The sequence below is a fragment of the Azonexus sp. genome, assembly GCF_030824335.1.
GTDB lineage: Bacteria > Pseudomonadota > Gammaproteobacteria > Burkholderiales > Rhodocyclaceae > Azonexus.
Genome location: NZ_JAVBXX010000043.1, coordinates 42453 through 66115 on the forward strand (window position 1 = coordinate 42453; position 23663 = coordinate 66115).

22 protein-coding genes are annotated in these 23663 nt (G+C 59.6%); 12 read left to right on the forward strand and 10 right to left on the reverse strand.

The annotated features are described in order from the left end of the window. Positions 1 to 9 precede the first annotated feature (9 nt). Positions 10 to 2613 carry a DNA mismatch repair protein MutS gene (gene mutS, locus RCI20_RS17150; protein ID WP_306607720.1) on the forward strand — a complete coding sequence of 868 codons (2604 nt, stop codon included), beginning with the start codon at positions 10 to 12 and terminating at the stop codon, positions 2611 to 2613. Positions 2614 to 2685: 72 nt separating this feature from the next. Here mutS and RCI20_RS17155 read toward each other — a convergent pair whose 3' ends face one another. The 6 genes from RCI20_RS17155 to RCI20_RS17180 all read right to left on the reverse strand — a co-directional run bounded on the left by RCI20_RS17155 (position 2686) and on the right by RCI20_RS17180 (position 7852). Further along, positions 2686 to 3180: a peptidylprolyl isomerase gene (locus tag RCI20_RS17155; RefSeq protein WP_306607722.1), complete on the reverse strand. Its 495-nt coding sequence runs from the start codon at positions 3178 to 3180 to the stop codon at positions 2686 to 2688. Further along, entirely contained in the window at positions 3177 to 3647 is a 471-nt protein-coding gene (locus RCI20_RS17160; protein ID WP_306607764.1) for a peroxiredoxin, read from the reverse strand. The genes RCI20_RS17155 and RCI20_RS17160 overlap by 4 nt, the downstream gene beginning before the upstream one ends. A gap of 90 nt (positions 3648 to 3737) precedes the next feature. Beyond that, on the reverse strand, positions 3738 to 4028 hold the full coding sequence (gene ftsB, locus RCI20_RS17165) for a cell division protein FtsB (protein WP_306607724.1): 291 nt from the start codon (positions 4026 to 4028) through the stop codon (positions 3738 to 3740). Between the two features lie 14 nt (positions 4029 to 4042). Continuing rightward, positions 4043 to 5326, reverse strand: coding sequence for a phosphopyruvate hydratase (eno, locus tag RCI20_RS17170; protein WP_306607726.1), 1284 nt, complete (start codon positions 5324 to 5326; stop codon positions 4043 to 4045). Between the two features lie 55 nt (positions 5327 to 5381). Next, positions 5382 to 6215 carry a 3-deoxy-8-phosphooctulonate synthase gene (gene kdsA / locus RCI20_RS17175; RefSeq protein WP_306607728.1) on the reverse strand — a complete coding sequence of 278 codons (834 nt, stop codon included), beginning with the start codon at positions 6213 to 6215 and terminating at the stop codon, positions 5382 to 5384. Continuing rightward, entirely contained in the window at positions 6215 to 7852 is a 1638-nt protein-coding gene (locus RCI20_RS17180; RefSeq protein ID WP_306607730.1) for a CTP synthase, read from the reverse strand. The genes kdsA and RCI20_RS17180 overlap by 1 nt, the downstream gene beginning before the upstream one ends. A 128-nt stretch (positions 7853 to 7980) precedes the next feature. Between RCI20_RS17180 and RCI20_RS17185 the strand changes: the two genes are divergently transcribed. From RCI20_RS17185 to RCI20_RS17205, 5 genes are all read left to right on the forward strand, one after another. Next, positions 7981 to 8877, forward strand: a complete 897-nt coding sequence (locus RCI20_RS17185; protein ID WP_306607732.1) for a tetratricopeptide repeat protein — start codon at positions 7981 to 7983, stop codon at positions 8875 to 8877. A gap of 19 nt (positions 8878 to 8896) precedes the next feature. Next, positions 8897 to 9820 carry a histone deacetylase gene (locus tag RCI20_RS17190; RefSeq protein WP_306607734.1) on the forward strand — a complete coding sequence of 308 codons (924 nt, stop codon included), beginning with the start codon at positions 8897 to 8899 and terminating at the stop codon, positions 9818 to 9820. Next, complete coding sequence (locus tag RCI20_RS17195; RefSeq protein ID WP_306607736.1) at positions 9817 to 11322, forward strand: NAD(P)H-hydrate dehydratase; 1506 nt, start codon at positions 9817 to 9819, stop codon at positions 11320 to 11322. Before RCI20_RS17190 ends, RCI20_RS17195 begins: the two co-directional genes overlap by 4 nt. A gap of 56 nt (positions 11323 to 11378) precedes the next feature. Continuing rightward, a complete protein-coding gene (nadC, locus tag RCI20_RS17200; protein WP_306607738.1) occupies positions 11379 to 12242 on the forward strand; it encodes a carboxylating nicotinate-nucleotide diphosphorylase in 864 nt (287 codons plus the stop codon). Positions 12243 to 12381: 139 nt separating this feature from the next. Further along, complete coding sequence (locus RCI20_RS17205) at positions 12382 to 12828, forward strand: bacteriohemerythrin (RefSeq protein ID WP_306607740.1); 447 nt, start codon at positions 12382 to 12384, stop codon at positions 12826 to 12828. Between the two features lie 81 nt (positions 12829 to 12909). On the opposite strand, the gene thrC is transcribed toward RCI20_RS17205, so the two are convergent. Beyond that, entirely contained in the window at positions 12910 to 14337 is a 1428-nt protein-coding gene (thrC, locus tag RCI20_RS17210) for a threonine synthase (protein ID WP_306607742.1), read from the reverse strand. Positions 14338 to 14551: 214 nt separating this feature from the next. Here thrC and RCI20_RS17215 point away from each other — a divergent pair, with 214 nt between their 5' ends. The 4 genes from RCI20_RS17215 to RCI20_RS17230 all read left to right on the forward strand — a co-directional run bounded on the left by RCI20_RS17215 (position 14552) and on the right by RCI20_RS17230 (position 20194). Further along, positions 14552 to 15238, forward strand: coding sequence for a sensor histidine kinase KdpD (locus RCI20_RS17215; protein ID WP_306607744.1), 687 nt, complete (start codon positions 14552 to 14554; stop codon positions 15236 to 15238). 2 nt (positions 15239 to 15240) lie between these two features. Beyond that, a complete protein-coding gene (locus RCI20_RS17220) occupies positions 15241 to 16893 on the forward strand; it encodes a tetratricopeptide repeat protein (RefSeq protein WP_306607746.1) in 1653 nt (550 codons plus the stop codon). A gap of 51 nt (positions 16894 to 16944) precedes the next feature. Continuing rightward, positions 16945 to 18615, forward strand: coding sequence for a response regulator (locus RCI20_RS17225; RefSeq protein ID WP_306607748.1), 1671 nt, complete (start codon positions 16945 to 16947; stop codon positions 18613 to 18615). A gap of 79 nt (positions 18616 to 18694) precedes the next feature. Then, positions 18695 to 20194, forward strand: a complete 1500-nt coding sequence (locus RCI20_RS17230) for a YdiU family protein (RefSeq protein WP_306607749.1) — start codon at positions 18695 to 18697, stop codon at positions 20192 to 20194. A gap of 36 nt (positions 20195 to 20230) precedes the next feature. On the opposite strand, the gene RCI20_RS17235 is transcribed toward RCI20_RS17230, so the two are convergent. The 3 genes from RCI20_RS17235 to RCI20_RS17245 form a co-directional block, all read right to left on the reverse strand. Next, positions 20231 to 21346, reverse strand: a complete 1116-nt coding sequence (locus RCI20_RS17235; RefSeq protein WP_306607751.1) for a hypothetical protein — start codon at positions 21344 to 21346, stop codon at positions 20231 to 20233. Position 21347: 1 nt separating this feature from the next. Beyond that, positions 21348 to 21617, reverse strand: coding sequence for a DUF2249 domain-containing protein (locus tag RCI20_RS17240; protein WP_306607753.1), 270 nt, complete (start codon positions 21615 to 21617; stop codon positions 21348 to 21350). Positions 21618 to 21723: 106 nt separating this feature from the next. Then, positions 21724 to 22233 (reverse strand): phage integrase N-terminal SAM-like domain-containing protein, encoded by a 510-nt coding sequence (locus tag RCI20_RS17245; RefSeq protein WP_306607755.1) that lies wholly within the window; start codon positions 22231 to 22233, stop codon positions 21724 to 21726. A 113-nt stretch (positions 22234 to 22346) separates the two neighbouring features. Here RCI20_RS17245 and RCI20_RS17250 point away from each other — a divergent pair, with 113 nt between their 5' ends. Next, complete coding sequence (locus RCI20_RS17250) at positions 22347 to 22937, forward strand: hypothetical protein (protein WP_306607757.1); 591 nt, start codon at positions 22347 to 22349, stop codon at positions 22935 to 22937. A 96-nt stretch (positions 22938 to 23033) separates the two neighbouring features. After that, positions 23034 to 23423, forward strand: coding sequence for a lysozyme inhibitor LprI family protein (locus RCI20_RS17255; RefSeq protein ID WP_306607759.1), 390 nt, complete (start codon positions 23034 to 23036; stop codon positions 23421 to 23423). The last annotated feature ends 240 nt before the right edge of the window (positions 23424 to 23663 follow it).

Consider the following 23663-nt stretch of genomic DNA (forward strand, 5'->3'; position numbering starts at 1 on the left):
CTGAAACCCATGAGCAAAACCGCCGACAGCCCCAAGCACACCCCGATGATGGTCCAGTACCTCGGGCTCAAGGCGAACCACCCGAACACCCTGCTCTTCTACCGCATGGGCGACTTCTACGAGCTGTTCTACGAGGACGCCGAGAAGGCAGCGCGACTGCTCGACATCACGCTGACCACGCGCGGCCAGTCGGCCGGGGTGCCGATCAAGATGTGCGGCATTCCTTTCCATTCGCTGGAGCCTTATCTGGCGCGGCTGGTCAAGCTGGGCGAATCGGTGGTGATCTGCGAGCAGATCGGCGATCCGGCGACCAGCAAGGGGCCGGTGGAACGGGCTGTGGCGCGCATCGTCACGCCGGGCACGTTGACCGATGCGGCGCTGATCGACGACAAGCAGGACATCTGGCTGCTCGCCGTGACGACGCTGCGCAATACGGCCGGCATCGCCCGCCTCAATCTGGCCAGCGGTGAATTCATCCTGATCGAGGTGCCGACCGAGCAGATTCCGGCGACGCTGGAGCGCATCCGCCCGGCGGAAATCCTCTACCCGGAGAGCTGGACGCCCAATTTCGGCGTCGATGTGGCGCGCACGCGCCAGCCGGATTGGTATTTCGATTTCGATTCGGCCAAGCGCCTGCTCTGCGACCAGTTCGAAGTCGCCTCGCTGGCCGGCTTCGGTGTTGAAGGCCTGAAACCGGCAGTGGCTGCAGCCGGTGCCTTGCTGCAATACGCGCAGGCGACGCAGTCGGGAAAATTGCCGCATTTGCGCGGGTTGACCGTGGAAATCGAGGGCGCCTATCTCGGCCTCGACCTGGCCACGCGGCGCAACCTGGAACTGACCGAAACCCTGCGCGGCCAGCCGTCGCCGACGCTGTTTTCACTGCTCGACAACTGCGTCACCAGCATGGGGTCGCGCCTGCTGCGCCACACACTGCACCATCCCTTGCGCGACCGGGCGATCCCGGCGGCACGGCACGGCGCGGTCGAAGCACTGCTCGAAGATTACGGTCGACTGGCTGGCGACACCAGAAAAGCCCTGCGCGGCATCGCCGATATCGAACGTATCGCCGGACGCATCGCACTGCGCAACGCCCGACCACGTGATCTGGCCGCCCTGCGCGAATCGCTCGCCCGCCTGCCGGATTTGCGTGCACCGCTGGCTGACAGCGTTTCCAACCTGCTGACGCAATCCTTCAACGAACTGGAAACACCGACTGAAGCCCTCGATTTGCTGGTCCGCGCCATCGCGACCGAACCCGGTGCGCAGGTACGCGACGGCGGCGTCATTGCGCCGGGCTACGACGCCGAGCTCGACGAACTGCGTTCGCTCAACGACAACTGCGGCGCCTTCCTGGTCGATATGGAAGTGCGCGAACGCGAGCGCACCGGCATCAACAGCCTCAAGGTCGAATTCAACAAGGTGCATGGCTTCTATATCGAGGTCACGCACGCCAATACCGACAAGATTCCCGACGATTACCGCCGACGCCAGACGCTGAAGAATGCCGAGCGTTATATCACGCCGGAACTGAAAGCTTTCGAGGACAAGGCGCTGTCGGCGCAGGAACGTTCGCTGAGCCGTGAAAAGCTGCTCTATGAGGGCATCCTCGACGCCTTGTTGCCGGTGGTGCCGACCTTGCAAACCATCGCCCGCGCCATTGCACAGCTCGATTTGCTGGCCGGTTTTGCCGAATCGGCCTTGAAGCGCAACTGGTGCAAGCCGGAATTTACCGAGGATTTTGACGAAAATCTGCAGTTGACCGCGCAATTGCGCATTGAAGGCGGTCGCCATCCGGTGGTCGAGAACGAACTGGCGCAAAGCGCCGAAACCTTCATCGCCAACGACTGCCTGTTGGCCGACAACAGGCGCCTGCTGCTGATTACCGGCCCGAACATGGGCGGTAAGTCGACCTACATGCGCCAGGTCGCGCTGATCGCCCTGCTCGCCCACATCGGCAGCTACGTGCCGGCCGACCGCTGCGTGCTCGGCCCGCTCGACCGCATCTTCACCCGCATCGGCGCTTCCGACGATCTGGCGTCCGGGCGTTCGACCTTCATGGTCGAAATGACCGAAGCCGCCGCCATCCTGCACCATGCCACCAACCAGAGCCTGGTGCTGATGGACGAAATCGGCCGCGGCACCTCGACCTTCGACGGCATGGCACTGGCCTTCGCGATCCTGCGCCATTTGATCGACAAGAACCGCTGCCTGACGCTGTTCGCCACGCACTATTTCGAACTGACACGTCTGTCGCATGAATACAGCGAACTGGCCAACGTTCACCTCGGCGCGGTCGAACACAACGACCGCATCGTCTTCATGCATGCGGTCGAGGAAGGCCCGGCCAACCAGAGTTACGGGATTCAGGTCGCGGCGCTGGCGGGGATTCCCGCTGCCGTGGTCCGGGCGGCACGCAAGCAGTTGCGCGAGTTCGAGCAGCGGGCTGTCGCCGACCCGTTGCAGCCAGACCTGTTCGCACAGGCCCCGGAGCCGGAAATCGTCGAGCCGGAAGCGCATCCGGTCGTCGAACACCTGACCACAATTGACCCGGACAGCCTGACACCGCGCGAAGCGCTCGATGCGCTGTATGCGCTGAAAAGCCTGCTCAAATAAAAACGCCGGTTGGCCAAATGGCAAACCGGCGTCGCTAAAACCGGAGGGCGAAAACGGCGCCCTGTCCAGCTTTTAGTGGTCTTCGTCGTCGTCCGGATCGTGCACGTGACCATGCTCGATTTCTTCGGCGCTGGCCGGACGAATCGAGGTTACCGTGCAGGTAAAGATCAGCGCACTGCCAGCCAGCGGGTGATTGCCGTCGAGCACGACCTTGTCGCCTTCGATATCCGTGACGCGGTAGATCATGAAATCATCGCCATCGCCTTCTTCCGGACCGCCTTCGAACTGCATGCCAACCTGCAGTTCCTTGGGAAAATCCTTGCGCGGCTCGATCTGGACCAGTTCCGGATCGTACTCGCCAAAAGCCTCATCCGGCTGCAACTTGACCTTGACGGACTCGCCAACGCCCTTGCCCTGCAAGGCTTCTTCGATTTTCGGGAAAATATCGTCGTAACCGCCATGCAGATAGACGAGCGGGTCACGTCCTTCGTCGACGACTTCGCCATCGGGATCGGTGACGTGGTAATCGAGCGTAACGACGTTATTCTTGGCAACCTGCAGGTTCATGAATTGAGTTCCTTCACCAGGCGCAGCACTTCCTGTGCGTGGCCCTTGTAATTGACGTTGTAAAGCGCGTGGCGGATAAGGCCACTGCGATCAATGACGAAGGTGGAACGAACGATACCGAATTTCGTCTGTCCATCCACCTCCCTGGCCTGCCAGACTCCATACTGCCGACAGACCTTGCCTTCCGCATCGGACAACAATTCGATGCCGATGCCTTCCTTGTCCCGGAATTCCTGATGTTTCAGGCAGTCCTCCCGGTTGATACCAAGCAGCGCACAGCCCTGCTTGTTGAAATCTTCATCGTGATCCGCAAAATCGGTCACTTCACGCGTACAACAGGGTGTGCCGTCCTTCGGATAAAAGAGCAGAACGACATGTCTTGCATTGAGGTAACGCCCCAGATCGACCATATCCATATCGGCATCCGGTAACGAAAACGTCGGGGCTTTATCGCCAACCTTGAGCAACATATCGTTCTCCTTGAGCACTCGGTACGAGACTGCTGAGAACGATTCTAGCCGAGCCAAACGGCAGTGACTACTGCGGTCAACCGGTATTTATGGCGGCTTTTCCAGCGAGCGCTCGGGAATCGGCACGAAGGTTTCATCCTGCTTGACCATGCCCAGTTCAAAGCGGGCACGTTCCTCGATGGCGTCGTAACCCTGTTTCAGGTCGCGGACTTCGGCATCGAGACCCGCATTCCGGATTTCCAGTTTGCGGGTTTCTTCCTTCTGATGCTTCAACTGACGGTCGTACTCCCATACCTTCAGCCATCCTCCCTTGCCCAGCCATAATGGATACTGGAGAAGCAGGACCAGGGCGAGAAGGCCGACCGTCAGCCAGCGCATTCAACGATCAGTGCTTAGCGCAGGTTGTAGAAGGTTTCGCGGCCAGGGTAGGAAGCGGTATCGCCCAGATCTTCCTCGATACGGATGAGCTGGTTGTACTTGGCGATGCGATCCGAACGCGACAGCGAACCGGTCTTGATCTGGCCGGCATTCAGGCCGACAGCGATGTCGGCGATGGTGCTGTCTTCGGTTTCACCGGAGCGATGCGAGATCACGGCGGTATAGCCGGCACGCTTGGCCATTTCGACGGCAGCGAAGGTTTCCGACAAGGTACCGATCTGGTTGATCTTGATCAGGATGGAATTGGCAATGCCCTTCTTGATACCTTCCTTGAAAATCTTGGTATTGGTCACGAAGATGTCGTCGCCAACGATCTGCACCTTGGAACCAAGGCGATCCGTCAGCAGCTTCCAGCCGTCCCAGTCAGCTTCGGACATGCCATCTTCAATCGAGACGATGGGGAACTGGTCAGCCAGGTTGGCCAGGTAATCGACAAACTGGGCCGAGGTCAGTTCCAGACCTTCGCCGGCCAGCTTGTACTTGCCATCCTTGTAGAACTCGGAAGCGGCACAATCCAGCGCCAGCAGCACATCCTGGCCCGGTACGTAACCGGCATCCTCAATCGCCTGCATGATGATCTGCAGGGCTTCGGCATGGCTGCCCAGATTCGGGGCAAAACCGCCTTCATCGCCGACGGCGGTCGAGTGACCAGCCTTGTTCAACAGCTTTTTCAGCGAGTGGAAGATTTCGGCGCCGCAGCGGATCGCTTCGCGGATATTGGCGGCACCAACCGGCATCACCATGAATTCCTGGATGTCCAGGCTGTTGTTGGCGTGCTCGCCGCCGTTGATGATGTTCATCATCGGCACCGGCATCTGCATCGGGCTCATGCCACCGAAATAGCGATAGAGCGGCAGACCGGACTCTTCGGCGGCAGCTTTGGCCACCGCCATCGAGACGGCCAGGATGGCGTTGGCGCCGAGGCGCGACTTGTTGTCGGTGCCGTCGAGGTCGATCATGGTCTGATCAATGAAAGCCTGCTCTTGCGCATCGAGGCCGATGATCGCTTCGGAGATTTCCGTGTTGATGTTCTCGACGGCCTGCAGCACGCCCTTGCCAAGATAGCGGCTCTTGTCGCCATCACGCAGCTCAATGGCTTCGCGCGTACCGGTGGAAGCGCCGGACGGCACAGCAGCGCGGCCCATGACGCCGGATTCCAGCAACACATCGGCTTCGACCGTGGGGTTGCCGCGGGAATCAAGAATTTCGCGGGCAACAACATCAACGATGGAACTCATAATTCGTCCTTGTTATCAAAAGGTTGGAATGGATATTTAAACTATTTACTTAAAACTAAAGTTCTTCGAAACCAGCGGCCTTTGCCGCCTTGTCGAGTGCCACCAAGGTGCTCAACAAGCTTTCCATGCGATCCAGTGGCCAACTATTCGGGCCATCGGAAAAAGCTTTTTCCGGGCAAGGATGGGTTTCCATGAACAAACCGGCAATGCCGACGGCGACCGCTGCCCTTGCCAAAACCGGGACAAATTCGCGTTGACCGCCGGACACCGTGCCCTGCCCGCCCGGCAACTGCACCGAGTGGGTCGCATCGAAAACCACCGGGCAACCGGTTTCGCGCATGATGGCCAGGCTGCGCATATCGGACACCAGATTGTTGTAGCCAAACGAAGCACCGCGTTCGCAAACCATGATGTTGTCGGCGCCGCCATTGACTTCACGTGCCTTGTCGACCACGTTCTTCATGTCGCCCGGCGCCAGGAACTGGCCCTTCTTGATGTTCACCGGCTTGCCGCAGGACGCAACGGCATGGATGAAATCGGTCTGCCGGCACAGGAAGGCCGGCGTCTGCAGCACGTCGACGACGCTGGCCACCTGCGCCACATCTTCCACGGCATGCACATCGGTCAATACCGGCACGCCAATCTGCGCGCGCACGGTTTCCAGAATCTTCAGGCCGCCGTCCAGGCCGGGGCCGCGCACCGACTTGCCGGAACTGCGGTTGGCCTTGTCGTAGGACGCCTTGAAAATGTAGTTCACACCCAGTCGACCGCAGATTTCCTTCATGCGGCCGGCAATATCGACGCAAAGCTGCTCCGATTCTGCGGTACACGGGCCGGCAATGAGGAAAAACGGCTGCTCAAGACCAGCCTCGAAACCGCAGAGTTTCATCAGTGCTTGCCCTGCTTGTTGGCCAGTGCGGCCTTCACGTAGGACGTGAACAAAGGATGTCCCTGGCGCGGATTGGAGGTGAATTCCGGATGGAACTGGCAACCGACGAACCACGGATGGACGTCAGCCGGCAATTCGACCATTTCGCACAGGTCAGTGCCCGGTGCACGACCGGCAACGATCAGGCCCTTTTCTTCCAGCTGGCTGAGCAGGGTGTTATTGACTTCATAACGATGGCGATGCCGTTCGGTGATTTCCGGTGCACCGTAAATCTGGCGGGCCAGCGAGCCCTCAGCCAATTTGCAGACCTGGCCGCCCAGACGCATGGTGCCGCCGATGTCCGAATCTTCGCTGCGCGTTTCGACCTTGCCGGATGCGTCCAGCCATTCGGTAATCAGACCGATCACCGGATACGGGGTGTCCTGCACGAACTCGGTGGAGTGCGCGTCGGCCATGCCTGCCACGTCGCGGGCAAATTCAACCACTGCCAACTGCATGCCGAGGCAGATACCGAGGTACGGCACCTTGTTTTCCCGGGCATAGCGAATGGCGGCAATCTTGCCTTCCGTACCGCGTCGGCCAAAACCGCCAGGCACCAGGATGGCATCGACCTCCTTGAGTACGCCACAACCTTCCTTCTCGATATCTTCCGAATCGATGTAGATGATATTGACCTGGCTGCGCGTGTGAATGCCGGCGTGCTTGATCGCTTCGATCAGGGACTTGTAGGACTCGGTCAGATCGACATACTTGCCGACAAAAGCCACCGTCACTTCGTGTTGCGGATGTTCCAGCGCCACGATCAGGTTTTCCCAGACCGACAGATCGGCAGCCTTGGCCAGGATATTCAGCTTGTGGCAGACGATTTCGTCGAGCATCTGCTCGTGCAACATGCCGGGAATCTTGTAGATCGAATCGGCATCGAGACACTCGATGACCGCTTCCGGCATGACGTTGCAAAACAGCGCAATCTTGCGCCGCTCTTCGACCGGCACGGAGCGGTCGGCACGGCAGAGCAGGATATCCGGCTGAATACCGATTTCGCGCAATTCCTTGACCGAATGCTGGGTCGGCTTGGTTTTGAGTTCGCCAGCGGTCGGAATGTAGGGCAACAGCGTCAGATGCATGTAGCAGACGTTGTTGCGGCCTTCCTCGATACCCATCTGACGGATGGCTTCGAGGAAAGGCAGCGATTCGATGTCGCCGACCGTACCGCCGACTTCGACAATCGCCACGTCGGCACCTTCGGCGCCGGCCTTGACCTTGAACTTGATCTCGTCGGTAATGTGCGGAATGACCTGCACGGTCTTGCCGAGATATTCGCCACGGCGCTCTTTCTTGAGCACGGTGTCGTAGATCTGGCCCGTCGTGAAATTATTGCGCTTGGTCATCTTGGCGCTGGTAAAGCGCTCGTAATGCCCCAGATCGAGATCGGTCTCGGCGCCATCCTCGGTCACGAAAACCTCTCCGTGCTGGAAGGGACTCATCGTGCCGGGGTCGACGTTGATGTAGGGGTCAAGCTTGAGGTGGGTAACTTTGAGGCCGCGGGATTCCAGAATGGCCCCGAGCGACGCGGCGGCGATGCCTTTGCCCAGAGAGGACACGACACCACCTGTAACGAAAACGTATTTGGTCATGGAAAGACAGGCTGCGGGAAAGCGCGATGATAGCCGAAAAGATGCATCGAGCGAAAGTCGGCAGCCTCACATCGACGCTCTCCGTTAAAATGAATGGCTTACGAACCACGTCCAAAAAAGAGCCGACCATGTCCTCCATGCCGCCGAACCCAGCCACCACGCCACTCTCCGCATTCGCCTTCGACGTATCGATCGAAGACTTCGAAGTCAAAGTGCTGCAAGCCTCTCTGCAGGTGCCGGTGGTGGTCGATTTCTGGGCGCCGTGGTGCGCCCCCTGCCAGACCTTGAAACCGATGCTGGAAAAGCTGGCCGAGGAATATAAGGGCCGTTTCCTGCTGGCCATGGTGAATGCCGACGAAAATGGCGAACTCGCCGGCCATTTTGGTGTGCGCAACATTCCTTCTGTGAAGGTGGTATTCCAGGGCCAACTGGTCGACGAGTTCAACGGGGCTTTGCCGGAAGCCCAGGTCCGTGAATTCCTGGATCGTATCGCCCTGCCAGCCGTTGAGGGTGAAGGCGTCAATCTGCGCGAGGCTGCCGCCGCGCTGCTTGGCGAGGGCAAACTGGAAGAAGCACTGGCCAAACTGGTCGAAGCCAGCCAGGCCAACCCGCAGGATCAAGCCGTCCAGCTCGACGCCATCGACGTGCTGATGCAACTCGGACGCAACGACGAAGCCGCCCAGTTGCTGGCCGGCGAATACAAGGATGAAGCAGACCGCGCCACCGCCCTGCGCGCCCGTCTGGCGCTGGCTCAAGGCGCGGCCGACAGCGCACCGCTGGAAGCAAAGCTCGCCGCCAACCCGGACGACCACGCCACCCGCCTCGAACTGGCCCGCGCCTATGCCGCACAAAGCCGTTTCCGCGAAGCCCTCGAAGCGGTGCTCGAAGTCATCCGGCGCGACCGCTTCTTCGACGAAGGCGCACCGCGCAAAGCCATGCTGCAATTGTTCGAAGCACTGGCTGGCGAACAATACGACGATCTGGTTCGCGAATTCCGGCGCAAGATGTCTGCCGCGCTGAACTGATACCGGCCGGACGTCGAACGTGCAGTTGTTCTACACCGACGTCTTCGTGCTGCCTTTGCCGCCGGGTCATCGTTTTCCGATGGAAAAATACGCCCGGCTGCGCGCTGTATTGCTGGCCGACGCAAATTTCTCCGCCAGCGATTTCCATCTGCCGGATGCCGCCAGTGACGAAGAACTGCTGCGCGCCCACGACGCCGACTACATCCGGCGCATTTCCTGCGGTCAACTCGATGCCAAGGCACAAAAAGCCATCGGTTTCCCGTGGACCGCAGAAATGGTCGAACGCTCGCGCCGCTCGGCCGGCGCAACGCTGGGTGCCTGCCGGGCCGCTTTCAGCGATGGCCTGGCCGCCAATCTGGCCGGCGGCACACACCATGCCTTTCGCGATCACGGCGAAGGCTTCTGCATCTTCAACGATGCCGCCGTCGCCGCCCGCGCCATGCAGGCTGAAGGTCGCGCCAGCCGCATCCTGATCGTCGACTGCGATGTGCATCAGGGCAACGGCACCGCTGCCATCCTGAAAGACGACGCCAGCATCTTCACCTTCTCGATCCACGGCGCACGCAACTACCCCTTCACCAAGGAAGACAGCGACCTCGACATCGAATTGCCGGACGGTTGTACCGACGAAGCCTACCTGCTGCAACTGGCACACGGCCTCGACACCGCTTTCGACCTTGCGCGCCCTGAACTGGTCATCTACCTGGCCGGTGCCGACCCCTACAAGGACGACCGCCTCGGCCGCCTGGCACTGAGCATGGACGGCCTGCTCGAACGCGACCGCCAGGTTTTTACCGCCTGCCGCAACGCCAACATCCCGGTCGCCATCACCATGGCCGGTGGTTACGCCCGCAATATCGACGACACGGTAAGTATCCACGCCAATACCCTGCGATTGGCCCGAAGTTATTGCACCACCTCACCGACAGGCAGCAAACCATGACGCCGCACGATCTTTACCTGAGCAGCACCCTGCGCCAGATCGAAAGGCAGTACGCCGCACTGCCACTGATGGAACGCGCCGGACTGGCCGCCGCCGATCTGGCGACTGAACTGGCAGGTGAACACCCGATACTGATACTGGCCGGCCCCGGCAATAATGGCGGCGATGCTTTCGTCCTCGCCCGACTGCTGCGCGAACGGTTTTTTGCCGTTCATGTGGTCTTTGCCGCCGATCCGGCCACCCTGCCACGCGATGCGGCAGCCGCCTTCCAGCGCTTCACGCAAGCCGGTGGTTCGACCTGCACGCAAATTCCGACGCAGTCACGCTGGTCGTTGATTGTCGACGGATTGTTCGGTATCGGCCTGGCACGCGCGCCGGCAGCGCACTACGCCGACTGGATCGCCACGGCCAACGAACTGGTCAAACGCGACAACTGCCCGTTACTGGCGCTCGACTGCCCCTCCGGCCTCAATGCAGACAGCGGCACCGTGCCGGGCGAATGTATTAGCGCCAGCCACACCATGACCTTCATTTCCGGCAAACCGGGGCTGTTGACCGCAGATGGCCCGGATCATTGCGGCGAAATCCGCCTGGCCACACTGGGTCTACCTGCCGATAGCGACGAAGCAAACCACACCGCCATTGCACCCGACGGCCAGGTAATCTCACCCGGATTATTTGCCAGCCGGCTCCAGCCACGGCAAAAAAACTCGCACAAAGGCAGCTTTGGTGGCGTCGGCGTGATCGGTGGCAGCCACTCGATGGCCGGTGCCGCACTGCTCGCCGGGCGCGCCGCCCTGAAACTGGGTGCCGGCCGCGTTTACCTCGGCTTGCTTGACCCGGATGGCCCGGCCGTCGACCTGAGCCAACCGGAACTGATGATTCGTCCGGTCGACACGCTGTTCCAGGCCGATCTGCAGGCGCTGCTCTGCGGACCGGGGCTGGGCCAATCGGCCGAAGCCATCCAGTGGCTCAAGCAAGCGCTCGACTGCCCGCTACCGCTTGTGCTGGATGCCGATGCGCTGAACCTCCTGGCGCTCGACCGCCGACTCGAAGCCAAGCTGAGCAAGCGCACTGCCCCGGCCATCCTGACGCCGCACCCGGCAGAAGCGGCCCGCCTGCTTGAAATATCGACCCACGAAGTCCAGGCCGACCGGATCACCGCCGCTTGCGCACTGGCCCGACGCTATACCTGCCCGGTTGCCCTCAAGGGCTGCGGCACCGTGATTGCTGCGGTCGACGGCCGCTGGTGGATAAATACCACCGGCAATCCGGGCATGGCTACGGCCGGCATGGGTGATGTACTGAGCGGACTGACCAGCACCCTGCTGGCGCAAAACTGGCCGGCCGAACTGGCGCTGATCGCCGCCGTTCACCTGCATGGCGCCGCCGCCGACCGCTTGGTCGAACAAGGCATCGGCCCAGCCGGCATGACGGCCGGAGAAGTGATCGACGCAGCACGCAGCCTGTTCAATCAGTGGCTGCGTGCTTCCTCTGCATGACCCCGTGCATACCAGACGCTACAATCCCCTCCCCGAATCATCTTCCGAACCCAGCCATGTCCATAGACTTCGATACGCCACTCGCCCCTGAAATCGCCCGCAACGTTGATGCAGCCCTGGCCGAAGACATCGGCCCCGGCGACCTGACGGCAAGTCTGGTCCCTGGTGAGCGCCGGGTTCGCGCCACGGTCATCTCACGCGAGCCCGGTGTGCTGTGCGGCACCGGCTGGTTCGACGAATGCGTGCGCCGGCTCGATCCGACGGCCACGGTCACCTGGCTGGCAACCGACGGCGAACGCATCGTCGCCGACCAGTTGCTGTGCAGCATCGACGGCAACGGCCGCGCCCTACTGTCGGCCGAGCGCAGCGCACTGAATTTCCTGCAGCTACTCTCGGCCGTCGCCAGCAAGGTGCGAATCTACGCCGATGCAATCGCCGGCACCAAAGCGCAAGTGGTGGATACGCGCAAAACCCTGCCCGGCCTGCGCATCGCACAAAAATATGCCGTCCGGGCCGGCGGTGGCGGCAATCACCGGCTGGCGTTGTGGGATGCGATCCTGATCAAGGAAAACCACATTCACGCCGCCGGCGGTATCGCCCAGGCCATGGCTGCGGCGCAAAAAGTGGCTGATACAGCAGTTGACCGCTGTAAATTCATTCAAGTTGAAGTGGAAAACCTTGATGAACTGGATCAGGCACTGAAGGCCGGCGCAAGCATGATCCTGCTCGATAATTTCTCGCCCGAACTGCTGCGCCAGGCCGTCGCCATCAACGCCGGCCGGGCGGTGCTAGAAGCTTCCGGCAATGTCAGCCTGGAAACCATCCGCGGCATCGCCGAAACCGGCGTTGATCGCATCTCGGTCGGCGCATTGACCAAGGATGTCAAGGCACTCGACCTGTCGATGCGTTTTGTCGCCTGAACTCATTCCTCATGGAATAAAATCCCGTTGTTGTGAAAAAATACGACAGATGATCTATGTCAAAAATTGACTGGTCATCATTCTGTATAAATCGTACTGGATTATAGAAAACCTACATTCAGCACATCAAAGGAATGAAATGACATCGAAACTGCTCGCCTGGGATAATGCCTACAGTATCGGTATGATTGAAATCGACGAACAGCACAAGGTGCTGTTCGAGATCATCAACCACCTGTGGGATGAAGTTGTTTGCCGTGACAAGGGAAGCAAGGTACTGAGTACCCTTGAGGAACTCGAGCGTTACACCGTGACGCATTTCACGGCCGAAGAAAGCTTCATGCGAACCCACAACTACAGTGGATTCGACGCCCACAAGAAGCAGCACGACGGCTTCATCAGTCGCCTGCGTCAAGAACGCGAAGCAGTCGAAGCGGGTGCCACGCTATCGCTGGACATGATCAATTTCCTGAAGGACTGGTTGATCAACCATATTCTGGTCCAGGACAAAACGTACGCAGCGGAATTCAAGCCGAAAAAGCTGGGCGACAGCCTCGGCGGATTTTTCTCCCGGCTATTTCGTTAAGCCTGCAACCGGGTAGTTAACCACTACCCGGCACTCTTCGGAGAAACGCAGGCCGCAAGGGCCTGCGTGACAGCAATCGACTCAGATCCGTTCGACGACGAACTGCTTGATTGCGTTGACGTCCGGGTCCATGACCACCACATGCTGCGGCAGGTTCTCGATACCCATCAGGTCGGCCGGACGCACCGGCTCGGTACCCAGCGCCTCGCGAATGGTTTCCTCGAACTTGGCTGGCTGGGCAGTTTCCAGGACGATCATCGGTAGCCCCGGCTGACGGTTTTCCAGTGCGACCTTCAGGCCATCGGCAGTATGCGTATCGAGCATCACGTTGTAACGCCCCTGGGCGAAGCGGATGGTGTTGATACGGTCGATATGCGTGCTCCGGCCGGAAATGAAACCGAATTTCGGCTTGTTTTTCCAGTAGACCGTAGTACTCAGGTCGAAGGCCTCGCCTTTGTCGACCTTGGACCACAATTCGCGAATGACCACCGGATCGCGACCCACCAGATCGAAAACGAAGCGTTCGAAATTCGACGCCTTGGAAATGTCCATCGACGGACTGGACGTGACGCTGGTTTCGACCGAGGTGCGCGGGCGATAGACACCGGTGCGGAAGAATTCGTCGAGCACGTCGTTTTCGTTGGTCGCCAGCACCAGATGCTTGATCGGCAGGCCCATCATGCGGGCGATGTGGCCGGCGCAGATGTTGCCGAAATTGCCCGATGGCACGGTGAACGCCACCTGCTCGTCGTTCGATTGGGTGGCCAGGAAATAGCCCTGGAAGTAATAAACGATCTGTGCCGCAACCCGGGCCCAGTTGATCGAATTGACCGCGCCGATCTTGTTCTGCTTTTTGAACGTGGCATCGTTGGAAACGGCCTTCACGATGTCCTGCGCATCGTCGAACATGCCGCGCACGGCGATGTTGAAGATGTTGGCGTCGGTCAGCGAGTACATCTGGGCGCGCTGGAAAGCGCTCATCTTGCCATCCGGCGACAGCATGAAGACCTTGACGTTGTGCTTGCCGCGCATCGCGTATTCGGCCGCCGAGCCGGTGTCGCCGGAAGTCGCACCGAGGATGTTGATCGACTCGCCGCGCTTGTCGAGCACGTACTCGAACAGGTTGCCGAGCAACTGCATCGCCATGTCCTTGAAGGCCAAGGTCGGGCCGTTCGACAGTTCCTGCGTATACAGGCCGTCTTCCAGCTTGGTCAGCGGCGTGATCTGCGTTGCATCGCCGCCGTTGCGGGCATGGCGATAGACGTCGGCAGTATAGGTTTTAGCCACCAGCGCCTTCAGGTCGGCCGGCGGGATATCGGTGATGAACTTCGCCAGGATTTCGTAGGCCAGATCGGCATACGACAGCTTGCGCCAGGCATCGAGGTCGGCACGGCTGACTTGTGGATAAGACTCCGGCAGATAAAGACCGCCATCCGGGGCCAGGCCACCAAGAAGAATGTCGCAGAAGGACTGGGGAGCGGACTGGCCGCGAGTCGAGATGTAGCGCATGAGGTCTGTCAACCTGGGAAGCGAAAAACCGGAATTTTAACGCGTCTACGCAGAACTCTGCATGGGCGAGCGCCAGGAAAGCAGTTAAACCTGCCCTGCCCAAGCACTTATGACAACCAGCCGAGGGCAAATTTGCTACCATTCGCCCGCAACACTTCCCCACTCGTACGACCTCCTGCACGATCATTTTCGGATCCACCGGACCCAACTCGACATGAATCAGCCCAAATCCGATGTAGCACTGTTTCTCGCTTCATCCGTCCACGACATGAAGAATTCGATCAGCGTGCTGCAGGACTCCATTCGTCGGAATCTGCTTCAGGCTCCGCACGAACAATCGGAAAGTTACCAGGAAATGTCGCAGATGCTGTACGAAACACAGCGCATCCACGGCAATCTGATTCAATTGCTGACCCTGTACAAATTCAGCAACGATCTTTATCCGTTTCATCCGGAAACCCAGGAACTCGGCGAATTCATCCACCTCGCCGTATCACATGTAGCCCCGCTGCTGACCTCGCGCTCGATCACACTGGAAACCGACATCGAGCCAGACTGCTACTGGGAGTTCGACGCCGATCTGATCAATGGCATCGTCGTGCACGCCATGAACAACGCCGTGCATTACACCAGCAACCATCTGCGCCTGGTTGTCCAGGTCATCGACCATGCCCTTGAAATCCGTATCGAAGACAATGGCCAGGGCTTTCCCCAGCAGATGCTCGATGATGGAATCGCCGCGATGCGCGGCGTCAACTTCAACACTGGCAGCACGGGGCTGGGACTCTACTTCGCCGCTGTCGTGGCGCAAATGCACGGTAGCCGCCAGGAAAAAGGCAGCATCCGACTCGAAAACGGCGGCCCACTGGGTGGTGGCTGCTTCATTCTCCGACTGCCATGATCATGCCTACCCCCTCTGCCGCGACCAGCAACGATGCAGATTTCATCGCGCGCAGCAGTTATCTGGTCATTGACGACTTTCAGGGCATGCGCAGCATGCTCACCGGCGTCCTGAAAGCCTGCGGCGCCAATCCACGCGCCATCGACACGGCAGCCAATGGCCCGGAAGCCATCCAGTTGCTGACCAAGAAGCGCTTCGACATTGTCCTCTGCGATTTCAATCTGGGGCATGGCCAGAATGGCATGCAAATTCTTGAAGAAGCGAAATTCAAGAATCTGATCGGCCCCGGCTGCTGCTGGATCATGGTCACTGCGGAAAAGACCGTCGACACGGTCATGGGCACCGCCGAAGCCCAGCCCGACGCTTACCTGCTCAAACCCGTCACCGAAGCTGTCCTGACCAGCCGGATCGCCAAAATCCGCGCCAAGAAGGAAACTTTCACCGATATCGACCGCGCCGTTGCGACCCGCGATTACCTGAAGGCCATTCGTCTGTGCGAAGAACGCGCGGCAACGGACAAGGTTAACGCCATCGAACTGCTGCGCATCAAATGCGACCTGCTGATTCAAACCGGCCAATCGGACAAGGCGCGCCAGACCTACGAAAAAATCCTGACCAGCCGCGACGTGCCTTGGGCCCAACTGGGCCTGGCCAAGGTGCACATGCAGGCTGAGCAATACGACGCGGCCTGCAACCTGCTTGAAAAGCTGATTGACGACAATCGCAATTATCTTGACGCCTACGATTGCCTGGCGGAAACCTACCAAAAACTCGGCGAACACGACCGCGCCAGCGATACGCTGGAGCGCGCCATCCAGCTATCGCCCAATTCGCACACGCGGCAACGCGTTATCGGAGAGCTTGCACTGCGTACCGGCAAACTTGAGCGGGCAGAGAAAGCCTTCCGCAAGACACTGAAGCTATCCGAGCATTCGGCACGCAAGTCGCCTGAGGCTTTCCTCGGTCTGGCCAGAACCGTCGGTTCGCTGGCCAATCCGAAGGAAGCGCTGAACATTCTCGAGCAGATGAACAAGGTGTTCGATGGTGAAGATGTTCGCATCAAGGGCAAGGCGGTTGAAGGTCACGTCTATCACCAGAACGGCCAAGCCAAGGAAGCGCAGGCCGCTGCCGAACAACTGAGCGCCATGCTCGACCGCGGTAACACCCGGCACGATTCCGAAGCAGCGCGCGAGATGGCCGCGCTGCTACTGGTGACCGGTCACCAGGACAAGGGGTTGGCCCTGCTGCAGTCGGAAATCATGAACAACCCCGACGACGAGCACAACCTGAACGCAATCAAGCAGGTATTCCACAAAGCCGGGCTGGCCGAACAAGGTGAGGCGGTCGTCGAAACCTCGCGCCAGGAAGCAACCCGACTGATGAACGCGGGTATCCTGCAGGCCCGTGCCGGCAATCATCTCGACGCCATCGGCAAGATGCGCGAAGCCGTGACCAAGATGCCGCGCAATGTCCGGCTACTACTGAATGCAGCCCATATCATGCTCAACTACATGGAACAAGCCGGGGTCGAAGCCTCGTTGATCCGTGAAGTACGCAACAACCTGTTGACTGCCAACCAGTTGGCCTCGAACGAATCCCGCTTCGTTGATCTGATGGCCCGCCTGGAAAAACTGACAACCCGCACCTTCACCTGATAGCCAGCCGCAGTTCGCCAGCCACCATACGCCACCAGAGATCCATCGAACATGCCTCCCATCACGCCACTGCTGGCTCGCGATGATGAAAACAAATCCATCGCCAACAGCAGCTACCTGATCATCGATGACTTCTCCGGCATCCGCACGATGCTCAGCGGCATTCTGCGCAGTGCCGGCGTGCAACCGCGCGCCATCGACTTTGCCGCCGATGGCCGGGAAGCCCTTAGCCAGCTGAACGCCAAGCGCTACGACGTGGTGCTCTGTGACCATAACCTTGGCACTGGGCAAAACGGCATGCAGGTACTCGAGGAAGCCCGCTACAAGCAGATGATCGGCCCCAGTTGCTGCTGGCTGATGATCACTGCCGACAAGACGCTGGAAACGGTGATGGGCACCGCCGAGGCCCAACCGGATGCCTATCTGCTCAAACCGGTTACCGAGGTCGTGCTGCTCTCCCGCATCCGGCGGATGAAAGCGCGCAAGGAAGCATTCAACGATATCGATCTAGCCATGATGGCGCACGATTATTACCGGGCCATCAGCATCTGCGAGCAACGCGCCGCCACCGACAAGGCCAATGCCGTCGATTTGCTGCGCCTGAAATGTGAGCTATTGATCCATGTCGGGCAAACCGATCAGGCACGTGGCTTTTACGAAAAAATGCTGGCCACCCGCGACCAGCCCTGGGCCCAACTCGGCTTGGCCAAGATCCATCTCCAGCTCGGTGAATACGATGTCACCTGCGAGCTGCTCGAACAATTGATTACCCGCAGCCGGAACTACCTCGAAGCCTACGACTGCCTGGCACAAACCTATCGCCGCCTGAAGCAGGGAGAAAAAGCCGAGCACATTCTCGAGCGGGCACTGGCCTTGTCGCCGCTATCGCACGCCCGGCAGCGTGCCATGGGTGAAACTGCACTGACCAACAACAAGCACGAACGGGCCGAAAAAGCTTTCCGCATGGCGATCCAGCTGGGTGAATTTTCGGTGCACAAGTCCACCGACAGCTACCTCGGTCTAGCCAAGGCACTGAGTGCCCGCGGCAATTCAGCGGAAGCGCTGAACACGCTCGACAAGATGGTCAAAGTTTTCGATAGCGAGGAAACGAAACTGCTGTCGAAATCGGTCGAGTGCCGCATTCTGGTCGACAATGGCGACCTCCCCCGCGCCCAACAGCAAGCCGAAGAGATTGTCCAACTACTCAATCGCGGCAATGTCGGCCATCTGGGGCCGGTCGCCACCCGGGACATGGCGGAAACGCTGCTGATGCTCGGGCAGCGTGACAAAGCCATCGAATTGCTGCGCAGCGAAATCCTGAATAATCCCGACGATCCGGCCAACATCGAAGCTGTACGCCAGATTTTCCAGAAACAGGGGCTCTGTGACGAAGGTAACGAGATGGTCGAGGCGACGCGCGCCCAAGCCGTGGAAATGATGAACAGCAGCGTCCTGCTTTCGCGTTCCGGCGACTTTTCGCACGCCATCGCCAAGATGCGCCAAGCGCTCGAAATCATGCCGCGCAATGTTCGCCTGCTGCTTAACGCGGCACACCTGCTGATCAGCCACATCGAAAAGACAGGCGCCGACCCTGCCCTGATTCGCGAAGCCCGCCGCCATTTGCTCACAGCCAATGCCTGTGCGCCGGGCGAACCGCGTTTCTCCGACCTGATGTCGCGTCTCGAAACGATCAACGCCAGCACACTCGCCAAGGCAAGCTGATTCAAGCCAAGCTGCTGCTGAACCAAGCCGTCCGAGCCGGGTCGAACAGCCCCGAGCCATCTACAGCATCGTGCACCTAATGCCCAGCCCAGCCACCGCCAACCCGCTTCGTTTCGATAACAGCTACGCCCGCGACCTGCAGGGTCATTATGCCCTCTGGCAACCGGAGCCAGCACCGGCCCCCCGCCTGCTCTGCCTCAACCGGGCGCTGGCCGACGAACTCGGGCTGGACGCCGATATGCTGGCCAGCCCCGACGGGATCGACCTGCTCGCCGGAAACCGCTTGCCGCCCGGTGCCGAGCCACTGGCCCAAGCCTATGCCGGCCATCAATTCGGCCATTTTTCGCCACAACTCGGCGATGGCCGGGCACTACTGATCGGCGAACTGATCGACCGCCACGGACAGCGACGTGACTTGGTGCTCAAGGGGTCGGGGCGAACTCCATTTTCGCGCAATGGCGATGGCAAATACGCCCTCGGCCCAGCCTTGCGGGAATACCTGATCGGCGAAGCGATGGCAGCCCACGGTATTCCAACAAGCCGGGCGCTGGCCGTTGTCGCCAGCGGCGAACAGGTCTGGCGCCAGCACGCCCTGCCCGGCGCCATCCTGACCCGTGTCGCCGCCAGTCATATCCGGATCGGCACCTTCGAATACCTCGCAGCACATCATGGGCCGGACAGCGTCCGACGCCTCGCCAAACATGTAATCGCCCGCCATTACCCGGCCCTGCATGACGCGGCCAATCCTTGGCTCGAGCTGTTGCGTGCAGTCGCCGACCGGCAGGCCGCATTGGTCGCCCGCTGGCTCGGCGTCGGCTTCATTCATGGCGTGATGAATACCGACAACATGGCCATCTCCGGCGAAACCATCGATTATGGCCCATGTGCCTTCATCGAAAGTTACGCCCCCGACGCTGTCTTCAGTTCAATCGACCGGGACGGGCGTTATGCCTACGGGCAACAGGCCGAGATCGCCCAATGGAATCTGGCACGCCTGGCTGAAACCCTGTTGCCACTGATCGACACCGAGCAGAAACGGGCCGTGCAGGCAGCCATACGGGTTATTGAGGAATTTCCCGGCGTTCATCGCGGCTACTGGCTGAGCATGATGCGCGACAAACTCGGCCTCGATACACAGGGCCGTGCCGACGACGACCGCCAGTTGGCCGACGACTGGTTCGCCCTGCTGCAGCGCCGGCAACTGGACTTCACCAACGCCTTCCGCCACCTGTATGACGCGGCCTGTGCCTCGGGTATTGAGCGCGATCAGCCGCCCGCTTCGCTGGCAGCAAGCGACGACAACGAATTTGCCGCCTGGTGGCAACGCTGGCGGAATCGCCAGATGCAGCGCGATGAGATATTGCTGGCCCGCATGTGCCAGGCCAACCCTTGGCTGATCCCGCGTAATCACCGCGTCGAAGCGGTCCTCGAGGCCGCCCAGACTGGCGATCTGGCGCCATATAACGATCTACTCGAACGCCTGCGCGCCCCGGCAACGGAACAACCGGCCGCGACCGACGATGCCCGGCCCGCCCCTGCCGCATTTACCACGACATACCGGACTTTCTGCGGCACCTGACCCGGCATTCAGCCAAAATCTGCGGTCAACGCCCGATCAAGGCCGAAATTGCCGGTAACGGACCAGCCCCGCGACAAACCAGAGCAGGCCGCTCACGCTCAGGATGGTCGCCAGCTCGGGCAAACCGCCCAAAAACAGCACGCCCGCCGTCATAAACACCACACTGCGCCCCTGCCCGCCCACCACCAACAGTGCGCGCAGCCGTTGCCGTTCGGATGAGATCGGCCCGGGCCAAACCCACACCGGCAATAGCTGGCTCAATGCCCCCGTCACCAACGGCAACAGGAAGGCCGCCGCCCAAGCCCATAGCGTAGGCCGGGCCGGCAACCAACCAAAGGCGTGCAAGGCACCGGCCAACAAACATAACTGCCAACCGCAGGCCGCCGCCAACAAGGCGCAACTTGCCCCGTCTGCCAGCAAAGTACGCAGGCCGAAGCGGCGAATCCAGCGCACGATCAGGCCCAGCACCAGCACCAGAAACAGCGCCCCACCCATCACCGACAGCGGCCAGAACGTCGCAGCACCGAGCGCCAGCAGCACGACAAAAATGCAGATCAGCCAGAAACGCCGCCTCAGCCAGCCAGCGGCCTCGGGATCAGGCTTGCCCAGCACCGTCGGCAACAACACCGGCAAGGTCCCGAAAGCGGCTAGTCCAATCAATCCGAAGACATTCAAATGCAGATGCAGCAGGCGCCAGTGTGCCCATTGTTCAGGCCAGACCAGCGTGGACAGCACGGCCAGCAGTGCCAGAATCAAAAAGACCAACGCGCCGGCATACCAGCGCCAGCCAGGGTGCGGCGAACCCAGCGTGGCCCTGGCGCGGGCGAAAATCCAGCGCAACAAAATCAGCGCCAAAACGAGGTCGACCGCAGCAGCCAGATAGATGGCGGCGTAAGGCAGCCACCCCTGCATGCCGAATACTGCGGTCAACCCGGCAAATTGGGCAAAAACCGGCAAACGACGAATGCTGCGGGAAGGATCGCCGGTGCGCGTCAGCACCGGCACAAAATGCGTCATGGCCGCGAAAATCAGCGGCACTATCCCGACCGCAAAGGCCAGGTGGGCCACGGCTGCCGGCGACCCCGCCCCCAGCAGCGCGAGAATCGCGCCGCCCGTCAGGGCAAGCAGGGTCAGCGCGACAGGAATCAGCACATCAACCGACCACCGAAAAATCGATCACGATGGCGCCCGGCTCACGCTGCACGTACTCGATGCTCACCTTGTCGCCATAGCGCTGCTGCATCTGCGCCAGCAAAGGCAATGGATCGTGATCATTGCAAAAACGCATGGTTTCTCCCGGCATCAGCGACTCCAATGCGCCGAAAATCGCGGCATGGCGAAAACGCTTGGCGACGCCACGGGCATCGAAGGGATAAAGAGCTTCTTCAGTACGGTGGTCGCAAACGTGGATGGCCTTGGTCATGATCGATTTCCTCAAAAAACTGCCGGAACTGGCAGACGCCGCGATTTTCTCCATTCGACCAAGGCGCTTCTTTGATCTGGATCGTTTTACGGGAAATAGAAGGAAATCACACCGCATCCAGCGGCGACACCACCCCACGCACCAGCCCGAAATCCATTTCCTTGACACGCAGCCGAACCACCTCCATCAGGCGCATGCCCGTACCGTAGAGCAATTGCGCCATCAGGCCGTGCGTCCCGCTCATCCGGTCCAGCACCGCGCTCACTTCCTGCCGCGTCAACACCACCGGCAAACGCGCCGGGCGCTTGGCGCGAACCACGTTATCCAGCCATGGCAGATCAATCCCCTGCACCTCGCGATAAAGGAATAGCAGCGCCGACAGCGCCTGATTCTGCGTTGCCGCCGCCACATTCCCCTTGACAGCCAGATGCGTCAAGAAAGCCTCTACCTCCGCCGCGCCCATCTCACGGGGATGGCGTTTGTCATGAAAAAGGATAAATCGACGCACCCATTGGACATATTGAGTCTCCGTCCGTATGCTGTAGTGCTTGACGCGGATTTTATCCCGCACTTGATCAAGCAGCCTAGGTGGATGCGGTGTATCAATAGTTGCCATATTTTCTTAAAGATTATATAAATCAATATGATAAGTTTAACAAAATTTGTTATACACCTTTTTATAAAGGAGTCTACGCCGCTTGCGGTGTAGACTGAACGTTAGGAGTCAGCATGCCTCCGCGGCTAATTGCTGGACTTAGTCTTCTTATGCTCGCCGGGACCAGCTCCGCTAGTTCCTGTGCCGCAAAATACGACTACATGGGTGAGACATGCATTTGCGATGAACAAGTTCATCAACTTCGCGTGCCTGCGCCGGAAGGCTTCTCGCTCTTCGCTATCTGTAGCACCGACGGAAACCACGTCACCCCAAACATAGCAAGGGGGTTGCCACCGGAGCGTTTTGATGGCGGAAGCTATTTCTATCGTGGCGCTCGAACAATGACCGGAAGCATTGTGAAGGCAGACGATCCAGCTCTTGGGCACACCGTTATCTTTTTCCCAAGTCGTCCTTCCCCTTCGACCAAAGCGGCCCACACACTGCCACGGCTCAAGAAGTTCTCTGAACTCGACAGCATTTCTCTGATCGTCGACGAAAAAAAGGTTGGCACCTCCAACCTGACAGCGACTGAAAAGGTCAGTTGGTGTGCCCAAGCTACCATTGCCCTGAAAGAAATCGAGATATTTGTTGCTGACACAGAAGGCGAAGGCCCTGTGGCAAAGAAATTTGAAGTCTTGCGTCGCGGCAAGTTTCGAAAATGCTGACTCCTAACCCTACGATCGACCCCGTTCGCTTCGCTCTCTGGACGCTGCGCGATAAAGCCGCGCAGCGCCGGTCATCTCCACGTTAGGCATCGAAATATGCACTTCGCAATCCACTTCGCGCTTGCGGCAATTTTCCTGACTATTCCGCCGCAATCCATCGCCGGTTGCGACAGGTGCACTGATAGCTATCGCATATGTATCGCGAACGCAAAAGGTACAAGCTTTGAAATTCAGTCATGCCAAACGAAAGAGGAAGAAATTCAAGAGGCACGCTTGAATACTTCGTTTCAGCGCGCACTAAAGAGGCTTACGCCGGAAAGGCAGAAGGAACTGCGTGGCGTACAAAAGAGTTGGCTTGCTTATCGTCTTGCAGCGAGTCGCTATTACGTAGACTCCGGTCTATCCGGTTACAAGATATTGTCATCTGATCGCCATCTCAAACTTACCGCTGAGCGAATCTCTGAGCTAAATGGAATCGACTACTGAATCAACTACTGAATCATTTTGGTTCGTGTATATGTCCGCGCTGCCTAACATTCCGGTCAAGGCCGCTCCCTTCGGTCGCTGGACGCTGCGCGATAAAGCGTCGCGCAGCGCCCCTTACCTACAACGTTGACGCTGTAGAAAAACCCTTTTCCAGCCCGATTTCCGACAAAGAAATGGCGCAGGTTTGATCTGCGCCATTTTGCTTTTTCATGCATTTGAACTGGTCAACCGCTGCGTCCT